The organism is Actinophytocola sp., from assembly GCF_036555685.1.
Lineage (GTDB): Bacteria > Actinomycetota > Actinomycetes > Mycobacteriales > Pseudonocardiaceae > Actinophytocola.
Genome location: NZ_DATBKY010000117.1, coordinates 1 through 18,226 on the forward strand (window position 1 = coordinate 1; position 18,226 = coordinate 18,226).

Sequence of the window (18,226 nt, forward strand, 5' to 3'; positions counted from 1 at the left end):
AGGTTTGCGCGGAAGGCAAACTCCCACGATCGGTGGCGCCTCACTGGGGCGGTAGCTCAGTCGGTTAGAGCAGAGGACTCATAATCCTTTGGCCGTGGGTTCGAGCCCCACCCGCCCCACTCAGCCCCACTCTGAACCCCCACTCTGAACAGGTAATATGCCGAAACGGCAATGTTAAATTCGACCGCTGGGTGCGAGTCTCGTCTTAGAGCCTGTTCCTGAACCCTATTTGGCGAGTCGTCGGCTGGTGATGCTGATCATGGTCCATCTGACCATGGCTTCGTGGTGTTCAGGTCGGCGTTCGTAGTCGCGGACGCATCGTCGGTGCCCGGCAATCCAGGCCAGTGTGCGTTCCACGACCCAACGTCGTGGCAGGACTACGAATCCAGTGGCGGTATTGGAGCGTTTGACGATCTGGAGTGTGATCTTCAGGCGGGTTCGGGCCCAGTCGAGGAGTTTGCCGGCGTAGCCACCATCGGCCCAGACCAGCCGGATCCGGCGACAGGAGGCGATGAGCTGGTCGAGTAGGGGCCGGGCGCCGTCGCGGTCTTGGACCGACGCGGCTGTCACGATGACACACAGCAACAGACCCAGGGTGTCCACGGCGATGTGGCGTTTACGCCCCTTGATCTTCTTTCCGGCGTCGTAGCCGCTGCCGGTGGCACCCACGGTCTGTGCTGACCTCACCGAAGCCGAGTCGATGATCGCCGCGGATGGCACCGCCGCGCGGCCGTCGCGCACCCGGACGCGGTCACGCAAGCCGTCCAGCACGTCCTGGGTGATGCCAGCAGCTTCCCAGCTGGCGAAGTAGTTGTAGACCGTGGACCACGGTGGAAAATCCACCGGGAGTGCCCGCCACTTGATGCCGTTGTCGACCAGGTAGAAGATTGCGTCCACGATCGCCCGTCGGCAGTGGACCTCCCGCCGGCCGCCCTTGCCTGTCAGCCACGCCGGATCCGGCAACAGCGGATCGATCAGAGCCCACTGGGCATCCGTGGTGTCCGACGGGTACCGGCGAACACGACAACCGGGCCGGTCCCGATGAAACGGCGCCAGACGACAACACACCCGGTCCGGGCACACCTCAACCTGCGGGATACGGCACGATGACAACGGAACTCCTGGTGGAACGGCGACTCAGCACCGCTCGAACTACCAGGAGTTCCTCCATCACCAGCGCAGACACGCCGTCACAAGATCAGTTCAGGAACACGCTCTAAGGCCTCCCCGAGGTCGTGTCGAACGTGTGGCCACAGACGATCGTCCAGACGTCATCTGTCCACAATGCTCTGGCCGGGATGGTCCCGGTGGTCACCTGCACCGTCGCGGGCAGGACCTATCCAAACCCGTCACCTTCGAGGTCCCAATGCAGACCCGTTCGCCCGCGACGGTGGCAGGCTTCGCACCGGCCAGCGGGAGCAGCACGACAGAGTGCCGAGATGAGGTTCCGACGGAGCCGCCCATGTGTCAGGTGATCAGCGCTTGGCAAAGGAGCCGAGTCGGGTGGCCGCCGCCGGCGAGCGTGACACCGAAACCGCCGTGGGGTCGTTGGGGGAGCCGTCCGAAGAGGACGGTGCAGAAGGTCGGCTGCCACCCGCGGTACTCGTTGTTCGGCGCGGTGGTGAGATCGTTCAGGACGACGACCGGGTCGGCGGTGTGGACCGCCGCGGCGCGCAGGGTATACCGGGCGAGCGAGGTGACGGCCGCGGCGGCCTTGCCACACCTGTCGCCGAGGAACAGGGCCCACGTGTCGTCGGCCAACCCGGCTCACCGTGCCCGCGCGGCGAACCCCGCGATGGCGTCTGCGGTCGTCTCGGGGGCGCTGGGCTGGGGCAATGGCCGGTGGCGGACAGGGTGATCAGCCGGCTGCCGGGCAGGTGGGCCTTCATGAAGTCACCCACCTCAGGCGGGGCGATCGCGTCGCCGGCGCACTGGGCGATCAGCGTGGGACGCGACCTTGGGCAGGTCGGCGCGGTTGTGGGACAGGAACGTCACTCGCGCGAACGATCTGGCGATGGCCGGTTCGTGTCCGGCAGAAGCTGTCCGGCGGTTTCTCGGCCGGCTCCGGCCGGTCCGGGTTGCCCATGATCACCGGGGGCCATCGCGGCCGACCAGGTGAGGTAGTTCGCGTCAGGCGACTCGAGCAGCTCGTCGATGTCCTGTTCGCTGAACCAACCACGGTAGCCGGCGGCCGGGTCGTCGGTGAAGCGCAGCGAGGGAGCCAGCAGGACAAGGCCGGCGAACAGGTCGGACCGCCCCGCTCCCACGTGGTCGAACAGGGCCACGGAGAACTCCTGCTCCAGCACCGGCACGACCAGCCGCCACATGTCCTGGTCGTACCCGAACCCGTGCGCCAAGACCATACCGGACCCAAGTCACCTTCAATGGTTCCTGGCGAGGTGAACCCACCGGCCTCGGTGGTGCGCGGCCCGTGGCACCACGGCGGTCAGGTGTGATGTATCCGCTTGCGCAACTGCAGGATGCGTACCGTTCCCGGGATCGCCACGAGCAGCCCGCCTGCGGCCACGCCCAGCAGGATGGCGACAGCTAGCGGCAGTTGCCCGGAGAAGCCGAAGTAGTCGACCTGAACGGTCTGTGAGTTCTGTATGACGAAGATGAGCAGCAGGACCAGAATGGCGGCGGCGATGACGAGTCCGACCCACAGCCCTCCGAATCGGCTCCTTCCGACCGATGCCGGATTGGTCGGCGGGGTGCCCACAGCATCCGGCGCCGATTGCGGCGACGGAGTCAGGTTTCCCGGCTGGTCGGCTCGGCCCTGAGCGTCGTCTCCCGGCTGTCTCGACTTCGCTACTGAAGTCTCCGGAGCCGTGAACGGCGGGACAACGCTGGACTGGTCGATGTCGCCGGGGCCTGGTGCCGGTCGTTCGCCGGGTGATTGGTAGCGATTCATCAGGATCCTCCCGTAGCAGCGGCGACCGGGCCGCGCCGCTCCGCGCTCGAGACCACGACAATGCGTGTGGCATCGAGCCATCACGCTGTCATGTCCTCCCGCATGGTGAACATGCCGTTAACGCTTCGCAGTACCCCGTGATGAGCCGTCAAATCCGCCAGCGGACGGACTGTCCCTGCCATGGGACACGCGCAGCGACTGCTCTCCCGGGCGTCGTCAGGCGTGCGCGTCCGCTGTGGACTGCTTGAGCCTGCTGGCGAGGCGTTCGGGCTTGGGCCAGCGGACCTTGGACACCCAGCTGAGCTTCTCGAAGGCCCAGATGACCCGGGCGGAGATGTCGATCTGTCCGCGGCGCACGCCGTGGCGGGCGCACGTCGGGTCAGCGTGATGCGAGTTGTGCCACGACTCGCCCATCGACGCGATGGCGAGCGGCCAGAAGTTCGCCGACCGGTCGCGTGCCTCGAATGGCCGGTCGCCGATGAGATGGCAGATCGAGTTCACCGACCACGTGACGTGGTGCAGCAGCGCGACTCGCACCAGGCTCGCCCAGAAGAACGCGGTCACCGCACCCCACCACGACATCGTGATGACGCCGCCGAGCACGGCCGGCGCGAGGAGGGTGACGACGGTCAGCAGGGGGAACAGGCGGTCGACGCGCTCGATGTCGCGGTCGGCGAGCAGGTCGGGCGCGAAGCGGCGGGCGTTGGTCTTGGCGCGTTCGAACATCCAGCCCATGTGCGCGTGCCAGAAGCCTTTGACCAGTGCCGCGGGTGTGGTGCCGAACCGCCAGGGCGAATGCGGGTCTCCGTCACGGTCGGCGTAGGCGTGGTGCCTGCGATGGTCGGCCACCCAGCCGACCACGGGGCCCTGCATCGCCATGCTGCCCACCACTGCCAACGCGATGCGAAGACCACGCCGGGCGCGGAAGGCGCCGTGGGTGAAGTACCGGTGGAACCCGACGGTGACCCCGAGACAGGTCAGCGTGTAGAAGAACGCGGCCAGCCCGATGTCCCACCATCCCAGGCCCCATCCCCAGGCGAACGGCACGGCCACGACTAATGCGGCCAACGGGACGATCGCGAACAGTTTCACCAGCAACGCCTGCGCCGGCGACTTCTCACCGGACATCATCGGTTCGGGCTGGTGGGATTCCGGGGGACGTGCCGGGAGTTCGAGAGTTGTCATGCGGGCTACCTCCGGTAGCTGAGTGAATGCCACCAGGGGTTCCGGGCAACAAGATGTGCATACCGATAACGAGTCAGAAGTCGCCGAAGTTCCGGGATGTTCAGTCCCTCCGGACGGGACGTACCGCCGTCGCCTGCAGACCCGTTGCGGCCCGGCTCGACCTCGTACTCGACCCGCTGGGCGCGTCGGCGAGGCCGTGTTGGCTGTAGTCCTGAACCTCGGAACGGTGCACGAACAACGTCGTCTCCGCCGCCTGCGGGGGTGATGAATCCGTAGCCCTTCGTCGCGTTGAACCATCGGACCGTTCCTTGTGCCATTCGCTACTCCTGCGCACGAGTTGGTGTCTGTGGCGGGCGGGACCAAGCCGGCCGCCCGCCCACCCACCCCCGGCGTGTCCGGACTGGGTGGAAGGCGACGTGGGCGATTAACGGGCCGCGCCTGAGGTCTTGCATGACAAGTCACCGGGGACGTGCCGGTTGCACAGAGATTCCGTTCTCCGGCCAGAAAAGTCGGCTCGGATGGACTGCCGGGGGCCGCCTCGGTGGCATGTCGGCGGTAGTTGCCCCAATAGTCATGACGGTACACCCGGTCCGCCGCGCGCGCTCGATGCAGCAACGGTCGCGTGCGAGAGGATGTCCCGATGCACAGCGCCACCGCAGACCGACGTGAATGACGAGGAGCCCGTTGATGGTCACCGAGAACGCAGCACGGCTCGCCGTGCTCATCGACGCGGACAACGCGCAACCGTCAATTGTGGAGGGTCTGCTCGCAGAGGTCGCGAAGTACGGCACGGCGCACGTCAAGCGTGCGTACGGCGGCTGGACCGGCACCAACCTCAGAGGCTGGAAGGACCAGTTGCTGGCCCAGTCCATCCAGCCCGTGCAGCAGTTCGCCTACACCTCCGGCAAGAACGCCACCGATGCGGCGATGGTCATCGACGCGATGGACCTGCTCTACTCGGAACGTTTCGACGGCTTCTGCATCGTCTCGAGCGACAGCGACTTCACCCGGCTGGCGGCACGACTGCGACAAGTTCATCTACGTCGAGAACCTGACCTATCCGGAGGATCCCATCGCGGCCGCGGACACGAACCCAGCGGCGAAGAAGGCCGTGCCGGCCACCCAGCTCAAGCGCGACTCGGCGCTGGCGAACCTGTTGCGCAACGCCGCCGAGGCCACGTCGGACGACGACGGCGGGGCCACCCTCGCGTCGGTCGGCCACATCATCACCAACCAGCAGCCCGACTTCGACTCCCGCACCTATGGCTATGCCAAGCTCAGCGACCTGGTTTCGGCGACCACCCTGTTCGAGCTCGACCGCCGCCGGGACAGCCGACGGCAAGGCCGGCCTGCTCGTCATCCGCGACAAGCGACGCCGATCGGCCAAGCGATGATCGCGGGACGGCACAGATCGTGACGACGGCACGGGTCGTGTAGCCTCGACAATGTCGAAGGCAACTCGTATGCCGGTACTCGAGCCGGTTTCGTCCTCGGCGAGCCCGTCCGGTCGACGTCTCGGCCGGGGAGGGAGTACCGACATGTCGTCGGTCTCGCGCCCACCCGAATCCACCGCCGAGGTCCCTTCCCCCGCGACACCATCGCGGGTGCGTATGAAGCCGGTTGCGCCGTCCGCGGCCGATCTCGGATATGTCGACGGGGCATGGTGGCCACGTACCCGTGATCTGACGGCGGAACTCCCGGCACTGTTCGCCGCGCTGGCGGACGACCTGGGCACCATCGAACGGCTGACGTACAACCTCGACGAATGGCCGCGCGCCGCACGCCGGCTCCAGGTCGGGGATTCGTCGGTCCGGCTCGGCGGTTTCCGGTACCAGGGTGCCGACACGATCGACGTGACCGGCGCCCGGCGCGGGCGGATCACACTTCTCGTGGTGCCGCCCGACACGCCCGCCGCAGACGCGGAGAAGATCACGGAGGCCGCGGCGGACGTGCTCAACGTTGACCGCGTCGGGACCCTGCTGGCACGGGTCGCCGGCCGGAACGGAATGCCGCGACCGTTACCCGCCCGGGCCTGATCCGTCCGCTGCCGGTACCCCACGGCTCGAACCCCGGGAAGAGAAGCGCCACGATGGCCGCATCGCCCCTTGCCACCGACCGGCTTGTGATCCGTCCGTGGCGGATCGAGGACGCGGCCGCCGCGCTCGAGATCTACGGTCACGCCGAGGTCGCCCGCTGGCTGAGCCCGGCGATGGGCCGGGTGCACGACCTGCCCGCGATGCGGCTGCTGCTACAGCAGTGGATCGCCGAGGATCTGCGACTCGCCGCTCCGGCCGGTCGCTGGGCAGTCGAACGCACCGCCGACCGGCGAGTCGTCGGTGGCGCCGTGCTGCTGCCGCTTCCGCCCGGCGACGAGGACGTGGAGATCGGCTGGCAGCTGACGCCGGACGTGTGGGGCAACGGCTACGGCCGCGAGGCGACGTTCGCGCTCGCAGCACGTGCCTTCGACCAGGGGATCGACGAGCTGTTCGCGGTGGTCCGCCCCGAGAACACGCGCGCCGCCGCCTCGGTCCGGGAGAACGGGATGCACTGGGTCGGTGAGACCACCAAGTACTTCGGTCTCGACCTGCAGGTGTTCCGGTTGCGGGCGGGAGACCTCGACCGCGCCGCACCCACCGCGCACCGGCCACCCAACTACGCCTGAACGGGCAGAGGAGAGCCAATGACGCAGAGCCAGGGCAATGGCGGCGGACGACGACCCATGTCCGAGTTCGCGAGATCCCGCGTGCGAGCGCAGCGTGAACGGACCGACCAGCGCAACCGGGCGATCCGCACCGTCGCCGGCCAGGCCCGCGACCGCACCGAGTTCACCGGCTTGCTGTCCATGCTGGGACTCGACGACATGCCGGAAGGCGCACCGACGCTGGACCGGTCGCTGGCTCGCTACGTGCACCAGGTGGCCGCCGCGACCGGTGTGCCGGACGAGGCCGTCGGGTACGAGGTGAGCGACACGGCCACGGCCTACCTCGGCCTGGCCGAGCAGTTGCCCGAACACCCCGGCCGGGACCTGATGCTCGTGTGGGACGAGCGGCTCGGCTGGCTTCTGGGAGTCGAGACCGACCCCGACGAAGCGCATCTCGTTCTCGGATACCTAGGCGGCGACATCGTGCCCTCGCCCGGCGCCGTCGCCCGCTTCGTCGCCGGCGCGGTCGCCGGGCAGGCGACCGACCGGCTCCGGCCGGTGCTGCCCCCGGCAGACCGGCACTCCCTGGCCAGGCAGATGGCTGACCACACGGCGACATAGCGACGAGGCGACCGGCGGTTCCCGGCACCTTCCATTCGCGCACCGGCACGGTTCGCAGTGTTGCCCGAGGCGGATGCGCATGGCCATCTCGACCGCACAGCCTCCGATCTGCCGGCAGGAGGCGGGGTGGTGAGTTGACCGAGAGCCGGCGGCAGCGCTTACGTGCGTTGCTGGCCGTCGACCATGACGCAGTGTCCGGCTCCGTGCTGGCGCGGCTGTGCGTGCTGACGAGATCCGAGCTCGCCGTCTCCGGGGCGGGAGTGAGCCTTATCGACCGGCCTGGTGGACCGAACCGGCTGCAGCGTCTGGCGCAGGCGAGCGACCCGATCGGCGCGCGGTTGGAAGACCTGCAACTGACCGTGGGGGAGGGACCGGGGGTGGACGCCGTGACATCGGGCGCCGCGGTGCTCGTGCCGAACCTGACGGTTGCGGCACCGCGATGGCCTGCGTACGCACCCGGCGCCCTCGCCGCCGGAGTGTCCGCGGTGTTCGCCTTTCCACTGGCCCTGGGCTCGATCCGGCTCGGGTCGCTGGACTGCTACCGCACGACGGCCGGAGAGCTGACCGGCCTGCAGGTCGGCAGCGGTCTCACGCTGGCCGAGCTGGCGTTCGAGGCGGTCATCTCCGAGATCGCCGAGCACGCGCACGACGACCTCGGATGGATTTCCGACATACACGCCGAGGTACACCAGGCTTCCGGGATCGTGATGTACGAACACGGAGTCAGCATCCACGCGGCGCTGCTGCGGATCCGGGGCTACGCCTACGCCAACAGCCTGCCCATCACCGAGGTGGCCCGCCGGATCGTGGAGCGCGACCTGCTGCTGGAAGAGGAAGAATGACGCTGGATCGGAGCGGCGGCGGTGGGAAGCGGGCGGCCATGAACGACCGACACGAGCAGCGGCTGGCGCGGGCCTTCGTCGAACTCGCGGACACGCTGATCGATGACTTCGACGTGCTGGACTTCCTCAGCGGTCTGGTCGAGCGATGCGTGGAGTTGCTCGACGTCGCAGCGGCGGGTGTGGTGCTGTCCAATCAGAAGGGCGGGCTGGAGATGGCGGCCGCATCCTCCGAGCAGGCGCGAGTGGTCGAGATCTTCTCCGTGCATGCCGACGACGGGCCGTGCATGGAGTGCGTGCGCAGTGGCCGCCAGGTGCTCAGCGCGGACCTGGCCGCCGACCTGTCCCGATGGCCGCGGTTCGGCCCGGCGGCCCGCGAGGCCGGTTTCCAGGCGGCGGCCGCGGTGCCGATGCGCCTGCGCCAGACGGTGATCGGCTCGCTGAACCTGCTCAAGACCGTGCCCGTCGAGGTCGACGAGGCAAGCGTGCGGCTGGGCCAGGCGTTCGCCGACGTGGCAACCATCGGGCTTCTGCAGCAGCGCGCCCTCCAGGACAGCGCAGTGCTCGCCGAGCAGCTGCAGACCGCGCTCAACTCCCGGGTCGTCATCGAGCAGGCGAAGGGCGTCGTCTTCGCGCACGCGGGGGCGACCATGCAGGACTCCTTCGACGCGTTGCGCCGCTACGCCCGGGTGCGCGGCCTGCGGCTGTCGGACGTCGCCCGCTCGGTCGCCGAGGGCACGGCCGATCTCGACGACATCCTTCCGGCTCGACGTCGCGCGCCGCAACATCCCGAACAACGCTGACGAGCGGTTCCGGTCCGGAACCCCGGCGAGGGTGCCACCAGCGCGTCGAGCGGCGTACGGTGAACGGTGGCGCAGGCGATCACCGGCCTGCACACCATCCGCTCATGTCGGCCCGGACCCGCTGGCACCCAGGGTCACGGAAGTACGTCCATGGACGGATTCGGATTCGGGGAGGCCCCCGCGTCGGGGCCTGACGCGCAGGGCACTGGAGCTACGCTGCCCGCGCCTGTGTCACCGACGCCGGAACAGCGCGGCGACCTGGTTCGCGCGCTCACCGCGCTGGCTTCCGAGGTCGACCTGCACGCGGTGTTGCAGCGGGTCGTGCGGACGTCGCGTGCCCTCGTGCGCGCCCGCTACGCCGCGGCGTGGTTGGGCGACGCGGACGGCCGGCCCGGCGAGTTCGTCTACTCCGGCATGGATTTCGGCACGGTAGAGCGGATCGCACAGTTGCCCGGGGGGCACGGCGTCATGGGACTGGCTGTCCGGGACGACACGCCGGTCCGGCTCGACGAGGTCCGCGGGCATCCCGCGTTCACCGCGTTTCCCCGCCACCACCCGGTCATACACGGCTTCCTCGGCGTGCCGATCCGGACCCGCGACCGGGCGCCCGGCACGCTGTACGTCGCCGACAGTGCGGCCGGCCGGTTCGATGCCGCGGACGAGCAGCTGCTCGTGTCCCTGGCCGGGGCGGCCGCCGGCGCCGGTCGACAAACGCCAGGTTCAGGGAAGAGTCGGCGCGAACCGCTCGATGGTCGACCGCGTCCGCGGAACTCACCCGGAACCGGATGGCCGGCCATGGCGATCACCTGCTGGACTTCATCGTGCGTCGCGCGCGGGACACCGCGGCAGCGGACTTCGGGACGCTCGCCCTCGTCGTCGCGCCCGGTTGGCTCCAGGTGAAGGCCATCATCGGTGTGATGGCGGGTGGTCTCGTCGGGCGGATGGTGCACATGCGCAGCGGGCCTGTGGGCCGGGTCGCGCTGACGTCGACGCCCTTGCTGACGACGGGCGCCACCGACACGACCGACCTCCCCGCCCGGGCCGGCCCGGTCGTCGTGCCGATCACCGTGGACGACTCGGTCATGGGCACCCTGACCATCGGCCGCGTCGTCGGCGCGCCCGCCTTCACCGCCGCAGACACGAGCCTGCTGGCCGGGTTCGCCGGCCAGGCCGGATTCGCGATGGACCTCGACAACCTCGCGGCCGAAGGTCACCTGCGGAACCCCGAACACCACACCGTCGACACCGAGTTGACAGAGCAGCTGACGCGCGAGCTGTCCGGCGTCGCGCTGGGCCTGCAGGGCCTGCTCGCGACCACCTCGAAACCCGAGCACCGCACCCGCATCTACAAATGTGTCCACCGGCTCCACGCCGCCGCCACGCGGATCCGCTCCACGACCTTCGACCTCCCGATCGCCGAGCAAGTACCCGACGACCTGCACGACCACCTGCCCACCCTCCAGGACGTGCACACCTCGGCGATCGGCCCGGTCGCGATCCGCTTCATCCGGCTGGCCGCCCGACCGCTGCCATCCGTTCTCGCCGACGACATGCTGACCGTCGTCCGCGACATCCTGTCCGACATCGCCGGCACGGCGGCATCGGTCATGTCGAGGTCCGCGTCTACATCGGGGACGGTCCGGTGCTCGTCGAGATCATCGGCAACGGGCGCGACGGCGTGCGGTCCGTGCCAGACGACATGTCGACCCGGTTACGGCGCAGCGCGAGAACCCATGCCGGCACCATGCGGTATTCCACGCCGGCGGGTGGCATCCATCTCGTGTGGACAGCCCACACCTCCAGAGTGCAGAAGCCGGCCTACAGAACCTGAACAGCCACCGTCCTGCGCGGGATCAGTCCGCGTGCCGACGGCCGAGGCGAGGAGAGCTCGCGATGAAGGTAGGAATTCTCGACCTCCTCGCCCCACCGGCGCGACGACCGGCGGAGGTGGGCTACCGGGTGCTGATGACCAAGCAGTTCGCCAGCATCACCCCGCAGGCGATCTCGGTGTGGTGCCGGCGGCTGGGCCACGAGACGCACTACGCCACCTACTACGGACTCGGCGACCCGTACCGCAAGCTGCCCACCGACCTCGACGTCGTGTTCATCTCGTGTTACACCCAGGTGAGCCATCTCGCCTACGCACTGGCGAAGCTCTACCGGCGGGCGGGCGTCCGGACCGTGCTCGGAGGTCCGCACGCGAAGGCGTTTCCCGTGGACTGCCTTCGCTTCTTCGACATCGTGGTGGGGGAGTGCGACGCCGAGCTGGTCGCCGACATCCTCGCCGGTCAGTTCGACCCGGGCTCGACGGTCTCGGCGTCGCGCCCGCTCGACGATGTGCCGACGGTCGAGGAGCGGATGCCCGAGATCCGCAGATCGGCGTTCTTCTGGGGCCGCAAGAGGCTTCCGCTGTCGGCCGTGCCGATGCTCGCGAGCACGGGATGCCCGTACCGTTGCGACTTCTGCATCGACTGGAGCAGCACCTACCGGCCGTTGCCGGCCGAGCGGCTCGCGGCCGACATGCACTACGTCGCACGGCACGCACCGGGCACGCTCATCGTGTTCCACGACCCGAACTTCGCGGTGAAGTTCGACCAGGTCTTCGACATCCTCGAGGCCCAGCCACCCGGCGAGCGCCCGCCGTACATCATCGAGAGCTCGCTGACCGTGCTGCGCGGGGCCCGGATGAGCCGGCTCAAGGACACGAACTGCGCGATGGTCGCACCCGGCGTCGAGTCGTGGACGGACTACTCGAACAAGGCCGGCGTCGGCCGTGAACACGGCGAGGCGAAGGTCGACCGGGTGGCCGCGCATTTCGCGCAGCTCGCCGAGGTCGTGCCCTACCTGCAGGCGAACTTCATGTTCGGGCTCGACACCGACGAGGGTGCCGAACCGGTCGAGCTGACCAAGCGGTTCATGGACCGCGCTCCATTCGCCTGGCCGACGATCAACATCCCGGTCCCCTTCGGCGGAACCCCGCTGCACGACCAGATGGCGGCGGGCGGGCGCATCCTGACCACGATGCCGTTCAGCTTCTACTACGCGCCCTATCTCGTCACCACGATCAAGAACTACGACCCGGTGGCCTACTACGAGAAGCTCTCCGAGCTCTACACCCACGCCGCCTCCGCGGACATGCTGCGCCGCCGGCTGGAGGCGTCGTCGCATCGCGCGATCGGCTACGTGCAACGCGCCCGCACCGCGGGGTTCCGTGCGGACATCGCGAGCTTCAACCGGATTCTGGGCATGCTCAGGACCGATCCGCGGTTCCTGGCGTTCCACGAGGGACGGACCGATGTCCTCCCGCGGTTCTACCACGACACCGGCGACCGCATGCTAGGCCGCTACGCGGAACTACTGACCACGGCCGACCGGACACCGGACCTCTCACCCGCACCGTCACGCACGATCTAGCGCGAGGCATGTTGGACAGACGGCCGCACCTGCGTCGATTTCGCCGCCGGACGCCCTGCCATGCCCAATTGGTCTCGTCCTTGATGGACAGACGGTGATCCCGGTGGCGGACCGTACGTGAGAATGCGGAGCGTTGGGCCGAGAAAGTCGCAGGCCACGAGTGCCACGCGATGAGACACCGCGATTCGACTGACCAACCGCACGGCACAGCTCGCGCCGGGCCGGGGCGAAGCGACGCAGAAGTCGGACGCCCAGCGGTACCGGTGTAGCGTGTCGTTGTCGAGGACACCTCGCACGTGAGCGGTCAAGCCCGCGTCGTCATCGACGCTTTCCCAGACCGGCCGCGTTGTGCGACTGGGGAACCGGAGCGCCGACATGACGTCGGATCCGCAAGCCCAATTCATCAACTCGCCTGGGAGCAGCGGAGGCAACCGGTCAGCCGGCTGGCGCTTCGTCCGCGCGTTGCTGGTCGCGCTCGTCCTCGGGGTGGCCATCGCGCGGTTTGTCGTTCGCCAGTACGCGCGGAAGGAGCTCACCCGCGGCACGCACGCCCGACTGCGGTTGTGATGAACATGGCCGGTCCCAGCACGACCGCCTCTCCGCCTGAGATGACGCAGCCGGGAGTCGACTGCCTGCGGCGAGCGTCGCATTAGGGGTGGCGGCGAGTTCCACGGAGAAGTCCGCCGTCCGGAGGACGCACAGACGGTGTCATGTTCCGCAAGTTGGTGGGGTCGGAGCGAGGTACGTGACCCATGCGGCGGAGGCCGGGGCTGCGTGCCCGGATCGGCTCGGGGCGGGGTTCGGGCTCGCCGGCAAGGTTTGGGTGCGAGTTTGGGCGCGAAATGCTGGCCGACAGTGCCTGCTCTCGCATCCACATGGCGGATGCGGACGGCGGTAGCTGCAGGTCGGCGCCGCAAGCGACGCCGATTGGATGCCTCATAATCCTTTGGCCGTGGGTTCGAGCCCCCCGCCCCACTTCTCAGCCCCACAATCACGGTCGGTTTCTCGACCGAATGGCCGGGCCCGGAGTACCTCGCGCGGGCCGGCGGGCTGCTGCTGGCGGCCGGGTTCACCGATGCGGGGCTCGACCTGTACCCGCGAGCTGCTCGTCGATCCGGATTTACGCGCCTGGTTCTACCAGTCGTCTGCGGGTGAGGCTGGAAACCGGCCTGACCCGGGCGCGCGCTGGACGCCTCGATAGACTCGCGCGCCATGCGAGTGCTGAGTGTGGTCGGGGCGCGGCCCCAGTTCGTCAAGCTGGCGCCCATCGCGCGGGCCATGAGCGGGCGGGCCGAGCATCTGATCGCGCACACGGGTCAGCATTACGACCACAACATGAGTGGCGCCTTCTTCACCGACCTCGGCATTCCCGAGCCCGATGTCAACCTCGGCATCGGGTCCGGGAAGCACGGGGAGCAGACCGGGGCGATGCTGGCCGGCCTGGAGAAGATCATCGAGGACGTGGCGCCCAACTGGGTCCTCGTCTACGGCGACACCAACTCCACGCTCGCCGCCGCGCTGGCCGCCGTGAAGCTGCACGTGCCGGTCGCCCACCTGGAGGCCGGCCTTCGCTCCTTCAACCGGCGCATGCCCGAGGAGCACAACCGCGTCCTCACCGACCACGCCGCCGACCTGCTGCTCGCCCCCACGCAGGTCGCCATGGACCACCTCGCCAACGAGGGCCTCGCGGCGCACAGCGTGCTCGTCGGCGACGTCATGACCGACGTCCTCTTCGGCACCCGGGACGCGGTCGCCGGCTCGCCGCTGGAGCTCAGCGTCCCCGTCGAGCCCGGCGAGTTCTACGTCGCCACCATCCACCGGCCCGACAACACCGACGACCCCGAGCGGCTGCGCGCGATCATCGACAGCATCGCCAAGGTCGGCAAGCCCGTGGTCCTGCTGGCGCACCCGCGCCTGCGCAGCCTCGCGGAGCGGCACGGCATCGAGCTCGGCGCCGGCTCCATCCTCGTCTCCGAGCCCGTCGGCTACCCGCAGCTGGTCAACGCCGCCATGCAGAGCGCGGGCGTGATCACCGACTCCGGCGGCCTGCAGAAGGAGGCCTTCCTCCTGCGCGTCCCATGCACGACGCTGCGCCCGGAGACCGAGTGGGTGGAGACCGTGGAGCTGGGCTGGAACGTGCTGGTCAACACCGACTTCGCGGCACTGCCCGGCGTCGTGGAGCGCCCGCGCCCGCAGGACACGGACGCGACGCCCTACGGCGACGGGCACGCCGCCGAGGCCGCCGTCAACGCGCTGCTCGGCGCTCCAGGTCCGCGCTGATCCACCGCGCCGCCACCGAACCCGTGGTGGCGAGCGACGCGTTGTCGCGCACCCAGCTCACCAGCGGCGCGCCGGCCGGGCGCCCGCTGTCGAGCATGGCGATCATCTGCGCGGCCACGGCCTCGGGCGTGTAGTCCGCGACCAGGCCGAGCTGGTTCTCCTCGACCAGCGTGGCACTCGCGCCCACCCCGGCGAACAGCACCGGCGTCCCGCACGCGGCGGCCGCGTAGATCTTCGTCGGCTTCGCGAAGTCGTAGCCCTGACCGGGGACGATGCTCACCAGCGCGCCCGCGGCACCGCTGAGCCAGCGTGCGGCCGAAGCCGGCGGCACCACGCCGCCGAACTCGACCGCGTCCGGCGCGAGCGACGAGGCCAGCGTGCGCAGCGCGGGCTCCGCCGAGCCCTGGCCGAAGAACCGCAGCCGCGCCTTCGGGTGCTTCTCCAGCACCATCGGCATGGCCCGCACGAACACGTCCGAGCCCTGCCACTCCGACATCGTTCCTGTGTAGACGAAGTACGGGGCGGCGTCCGGCGCGGGGGAGTCGACCGGGTGGAACAACGACGTGTCCACGCCGTTCGCCACGACCTCGACGTTGCGGGCGCCGAGCGCGCGGGCCCGCTCGGCGACCCCCTCGGACACCGCCACCACGCCGCGTGCCCGGCGCAGTGCGAACTTCTCGAACCCGCGCATCAGCCCGGAGACGTACGACGGCGCGTTGATCGCCACGAGCGCGTCCGACCAGATGTCCGCCGCGTAGTAGTACAGCGGCTTGCGGCGCACCAGGCAGACGAGCGCGGCGAACGCGCCGGTGGTCGGCGGCGGCTCGGACACCACGACGTCCGCCGACCGCACGAGAAGCCGCGCCACCATGGGGAAGTCGTAGCTGGCGTACTGCACGTAGCCGCGCACGTTGCCGCCCGCGTCGCGCAGCACGGGCCAGCGCTTGACCGTGTAGTCCGGGAACTCCTGCGTGCCCGCGTTCGCGGGTGGCTTCGTGGTGAGGACGGTGACCTGGTGCCCGGCGGCGGCGAACCCGTCGGCGAGCGCCTTGAGCCGGAACGCGGCCGCGGCGACCTCGGGAGCGAACAGCCGGGTCACCAGGACGATCTTCATTCCGCGGCCACCGCCGCGGCGGAGGACAGCAGCTGCTCGGCGGTGGCCAGCGTGTTCTGACCCTCCTGGAGCGTCACGATGTCCGCGTCCTTGCCGAGGATCGCGTCCCGGAACTTCTCGTGCTCGACGCGCAGCGGCTCGCGCTTGGGGATCGCGAACCGGGTGACGTCGCCCTCGGCGACGCCGCGGAAGTTCGCCACCGAGTCCCACTCGGTGTTGACGACACCGTTGGCGTAGAAGGTGAGGTCCGCGGTCAGCGTGTCCGCGACGAACGCGCCCCTCTCGCCGGTCACCACGGTGACCCGCTCCTTCATGGGGGACAGCCAGTTCACCAGGTGGTTGGTCACCGTGCCGTTGGCGAGCTTGCCGGTCGCGGCGACCAGGTCCTCGTGCGGCCGCCCGGAGCGCAGCGCCACCTGGGCGGACACCGCGAGGTACTCCGACTGCGCGAGCCACGCGGTCAGGTCGATGTCATGCGTGGCCAGGTCCTTCACCACGCCGACGTCCGCGATGCGGGCCGGGAACGGGCCCTGCCGGCGGGTGGCGATCTGGTAGATGTCGCCGAGGTCGCCGTTCGCCATCCGCGCGCGCAACGACTGCAGCGACGGGTTGTACCGCTCGATGTGGCCGACCGCGCCGATCACGCCGCGCGCCGCGAACGCCTTCACCAGCCGCTCGCCGGCCGAGACGCTGTGCGCGATCGGCTTCTCGATCAGCGTGTGCACGCCGGCCTCGGCCAGCGCCAGGCCGACCTCCTCGTGCATGCCGGTCGGCACCGCGCACACCGCCGCGTCGATGCCGGCGGCGATCAGCTCGTGCACGTCGCCGAGCACCGGCAGCCCGCCGGCGACGTTGTGCGGGTCGCCCGTGGCGTCGGCCACCGCGACGAGCTCCATGCCCTCGACCTCGCGCACCACGCGTGCGTGGTGGCGGCCCATCATGCCCAGGCCGATCAGGCCCACTCGCAGGTCAGCCATGTCACGCACCCGCCTTCGCCAGAGTGTTCACCGCGTGCACGATCCGGTCCCGGTCCTCGTCGTCCAGCGACGGGTGGACCGGCAGCGACACGACGGTCCTCGCGGCCCGCTCGGTGTTCGGGAGGTCCTCGGTGCGCCGGAAGGACGCCAGCCGGTGGTTCGGGATCGGGTAGTACACGCCGGAGCCGATCTGGTGCTCCTCCTTCAGCGCGGCGACGAAGCCGTCCCGGTCCTCGGGCACCGTGATCGTGTACTGGTGGTAGACGTGCACCGCGCCGTCGGCGACCGCGGGCACGCCGACGCCGCTCAGGTTCTCGTCGAAGTACCTGGCGTTCGCCTGCCGGGTGGCGGTCCACCCGCCGACCTTGGTGAGCTGCACCCGACCGATCGCGGCGTGCAGGTTGGTCATCCGGGCGTTGAAGCCGACGATCTCGTTCTCGTACTGCTTCAACATGCCCTGGTTGCGCAGCAGCCGCAGGGTCCGCTCACGCTCGGTGTCGCTGGTGGAGATCATGCCGCCCTCCCCGGACGTCATGTTCTTCGTCGGGTAGAGGCTGAACATCGCGAACGCGCCGAACGTGCCGGCCTTGCGGCCGTCCAGGCTCGCGCCGTGCGCCTGCGCGGCGTCCTCGTAGATGCCCAGGCCGTGCTCGTCGGCGATCACCTGCAGGGCGGTCATGTTCGCCGGGTGGCCGTACAGGTGCACCGGCATGATGCCCTTGGTCCGCTCGGTGATCCGGCTCGCGACGCTCTGCGGGTCGAGGCAATAGTGCTCGAGCTCGATGTCGGCGAACACGGGGGTGGCGCCGGTCAGCGCCACGGAGTTCGCGGTGGCGGCGAAGGTGAACGACGGCACGATGACCTCGTCGCCGGGGCCGACGCCGGCCGCCAGCAGGCCCAGGTGCAGACCCGCGGTGCCCGAGTTGACCGCGACCACGGGGCGGCCGTCCAGCAGCTGCGCCGAGAACTCCTTCTCGAACTCGGCGACCTCGGCGCCCTGCGCCAGCATCCCGGACCGCAGGACGGCGTCGACCGCCGCCCGCTCCTCGTCGCCGATGATCGGCTTGGCGGCGGGTATGAACTCCTTGCTCACGACCGCACCTCGCAGGCTCGGTACGGCCGCTCGCGGTCGCCCTGTGTCATTGGTTCGCTCGCAAGCTCGCTCACAGCACTCCCGTGTCGGTCCGGGGACAGGTCGGGGTCACTGTATTTGCCAGCCGAATTCAGTCTGTCGCCAGGGGGTTCGCCTCTGGTATAGGCACGCTGCCGCCGCAGCCCTGCGACCTCGCGGATACACTCCGGCGTCATGGCCGATCAGCCTCGTGCGCGGATCCTCTGCGTCTCCTTCTCCGACATCAGCCACGACTCCCGGGTGCTGCGCCAGCTGGACGTGCTGGCCGAGCTGGGGGACGTGACGACGCTCGGTTACGGCGACAAGCCC

The 18,226-nt window shown here is 69.4% G+C and carries 18 protein-coding genes, 1 tRNA gene and 3 pseudogenes; 13 read left to right on the plus strand and 9 right to left on the minus strand.

Annotated features, from left to right (window positions below):
* Nucleotides 1–45: 45 nt before the first annotated feature.
* Nucleotides 46–119, plus strand: a tRNA-Ile gene (locus tag VH969_RS12575).
* Between the two features lie 106 nt (nt 120–225).
* Here the strand turns inward: VH969_RS12575 and VH969_RS12580 are convergent.
* From VH969_RS12580 to VH969_RS12605, 6 genes and pseudogenes are all read right to left on the minus strand, one after another.
* Nucleotides 226–1,056: an IS5 family transposase gene (locus VH969_RS12580; protein WP_331973908.1), complete on the minus strand. Its 831-nt coding sequence runs from the start codon at nt 1,054–1,056 to the stop codon at nt 226–228.
* Nucleotides 1,057–1,467: 411 nt separating this feature from the next.
* Entirely contained in the window at nt 1,468–1,761 is a 294-nt protein-coding gene (locus VH969_RS12585; protein ID WP_331973889.1) for a SpoIIE family protein phosphatase, read from the minus strand.
* 230 nt (nt 1,762–1,991) lie between these two features.
* Nucleotides 1,992–2,363: a hypothetical protein gene (locus VH969_RS12590; protein WP_331973890.1), complete on the minus strand. Its 372-nt coding sequence runs from the start codon at nt 2,361–2,363 to the stop codon at nt 1,992–1,994.
* 83 nt (nt 2,364–2,446) lie between these two features.
* Nucleotides 2,447–2,911, minus strand: a complete 465-nt coding sequence (locus tag VH969_RS12595; RefSeq protein ID WP_331973891.1) for a LapA family protein — start codon at nt 2,909–2,911, stop codon at nt 2,447–2,449.
* A 216-nt stretch (nt 2,912–3,127) separates the two neighbouring features.
* Nucleotides 3,128–4,042, minus strand: coding sequence for an acyl-CoA desaturase (locus tag VH969_RS12600; protein ID WP_414638493.1), 915 nt, complete (start codon nt 4,040–4,042; stop codon nt 3,128–3,130).
* Nucleotides 4,043–4,196: 154 nt separating this feature from the next.
* A pseudogene (locus tag VH969_RS12605) lies at nt 4,197–4,413 on the minus strand (cold-shock protein).
* Between the two features lie 370 nt (nt 4,414–4,783).
* On the opposite strand from VH969_RS12605, the pseudogene VH969_RS12610 reads away from it, so the two are divergent.
* The 12 genes and pseudogenes from VH969_RS12610 to wecB form a co-directional block, all read left to right on the plus strand.
* Nucleotides 4,784–5,074 (plus strand): annotated as a pseudogene (locus VH969_RS12610) (NYN domain-containing protein); the annotation flags it as partial.
* On the plus strand, nt 5,016–5,513 hold the full coding sequence (locus tag VH969_RS12615; RefSeq protein ID WP_331973894.1) for an OST-HTH/LOTUS domain-containing protein: 498 nt from the start codon (nt 5,016–5,018) through the stop codon (nt 5,511–5,513). The pseudogene VH969_RS12610 and the gene VH969_RS12615, both read left to right, overlap by 59 nt.
* 193 nt (nt 5,514–5,706) lie before the next feature.
* On the plus strand, nt 5,707–6,132 hold the full coding sequence (locus tag VH969_RS12620; RefSeq protein WP_331973895.1) for a DUF5994 family protein: 426 nt from the start codon (nt 5,707–5,709) through the stop codon (nt 6,130–6,132).
* A gap of 53 nt (nt 6,133–6,185) precedes the next feature.
* Nucleotides 6,186–6,758: a GNAT family N-acetyltransferase gene (locus VH969_RS12625; RefSeq protein ID WP_331973896.1), complete on the plus strand. Its 573-nt coding sequence runs from the start codon at nt 6,186–6,188 to the stop codon at nt 6,756–6,758.
* A 57-nt stretch (nt 6,759–6,815) separates the two neighbouring features.
* A complete protein-coding gene (locus tag VH969_RS12630; RefSeq protein ID WP_331973897.1) occupies nt 6,816–7,358 on the plus strand; it encodes a DUF6292 family protein in 543 nt (180 codons plus the stop codon).
* Between the two features lie 134 nt (nt 7,359–7,492).
* Complete coding sequence (locus VH969_RS12635; protein ID WP_331973898.1) at nt 7,493–8,200, plus strand: GAF and ANTAR domain-containing protein; 708 nt, start codon at nt 7,493–7,495, stop codon at nt 8,198–8,200.
* 38 nt (nt 8,201–8,238) lie between these two features.
* The gene (locus VH969_RS12640) at nt 8,239–9,000 is read left to right on the plus strand and encodes a GAF and ANTAR domain-containing protein (protein WP_331973899.1); all 762 of its coding nucleotides are present in this window, start codon (nt 8,239–8,241) and stop codon (nt 8,998–9,000) included.
* 150 nt (nt 9,001–9,150) lie between these two features.
* Nucleotides 9,151–9,900 (plus strand): GAF domain-containing protein, encoded by a 750-nt coding sequence (locus VH969_RS34520; protein WP_414638492.1) that lies wholly within the window; start codon nt 9,151–9,153, stop codon nt 9,898–9,900.
* A pseudogene (locus VH969_RS34525) lies at nt 9,786–10,127 on the plus strand (GAF domain-containing protein); the annotation flags it as partial. The gene VH969_RS34520 and the pseudogene VH969_RS34525, both read left to right, overlap by 115 nt.
* Before the next feature lie 766 nt (nt 10,128–10,893).
* Nucleotides 10,894–12,414 carry a B12-binding domain-containing radical SAM protein gene (locus tag VH969_RS12655; RefSeq protein WP_331973902.1) on the plus strand — a complete coding sequence of 507 codons (1,521 nt, stop codon included), beginning with the start codon at nt 10,894–10,896 and terminating at the stop codon, nt 12,412–12,414.
* A gap of 375 nt (nt 12,415–12,789) precedes the next feature.
* Nucleotides 12,790–12,981: a hypothetical protein gene (locus VH969_RS12660; protein WP_331973903.1), complete on the plus strand. Its 192-nt coding sequence runs from the start codon at nt 12,790–12,792 to the stop codon at nt 12,979–12,981.
* A 645-nt stretch (nt 12,982–13,626) separates the two neighbouring features.
* Complete coding sequence (gene wecB / locus VH969_RS12665; protein ID WP_331973904.1) at nt 13,627–14,694, plus strand: non-hydrolyzing UDP-N-acetylglucosamine 2-epimerase; 1,068 nt, start codon at nt 13,627–13,629, stop codon at nt 14,692–14,694.
* On the opposite strand, the gene VH969_RS12670 is transcribed toward wecB, so the two are convergent.
* The 3 genes from VH969_RS12670 to VH969_RS12680 are packed head-to-tail and all read right to left on the minus strand — an operon-like array spanning nt 14,660 to nt 17,878.
* Nucleotides 14,660–15,808: a glycosyltransferase family 4 protein gene (locus VH969_RS12670; RefSeq protein ID WP_331973905.1), complete on the minus strand. Its 1,149-nt coding sequence runs from the start codon at nt 15,806–15,808 to the stop codon at nt 14,660–14,662. The genes wecB and VH969_RS12670 overlap by 35 nt on opposite strands.
* Nucleotides 15,805–16,785, minus strand: coding sequence for a Gfo/Idh/MocA family protein (locus VH969_RS12675; protein ID WP_331973906.1), 981 nt, complete (start codon nt 16,783–16,785; stop codon nt 15,805–15,807). The genes VH969_RS12670 and VH969_RS12675 overlap by 4 nt, the downstream gene beginning before the upstream one ends.
* 1 nt (nt 16,786) lies before the next feature.
* The gene (locus tag VH969_RS12680) at nt 16,787–17,878 is read right to left on the minus strand and encodes a DegT/DnrJ/EryC1/StrS family aminotransferase (protein WP_331973907.1); all 1,092 of its coding nucleotides are present in this window, start codon (nt 17,876–17,878) and stop codon (nt 16,787–16,789) included.
* Between the last annotated feature and the right edge of the window lie 348 nt (nt 17,879–18,226).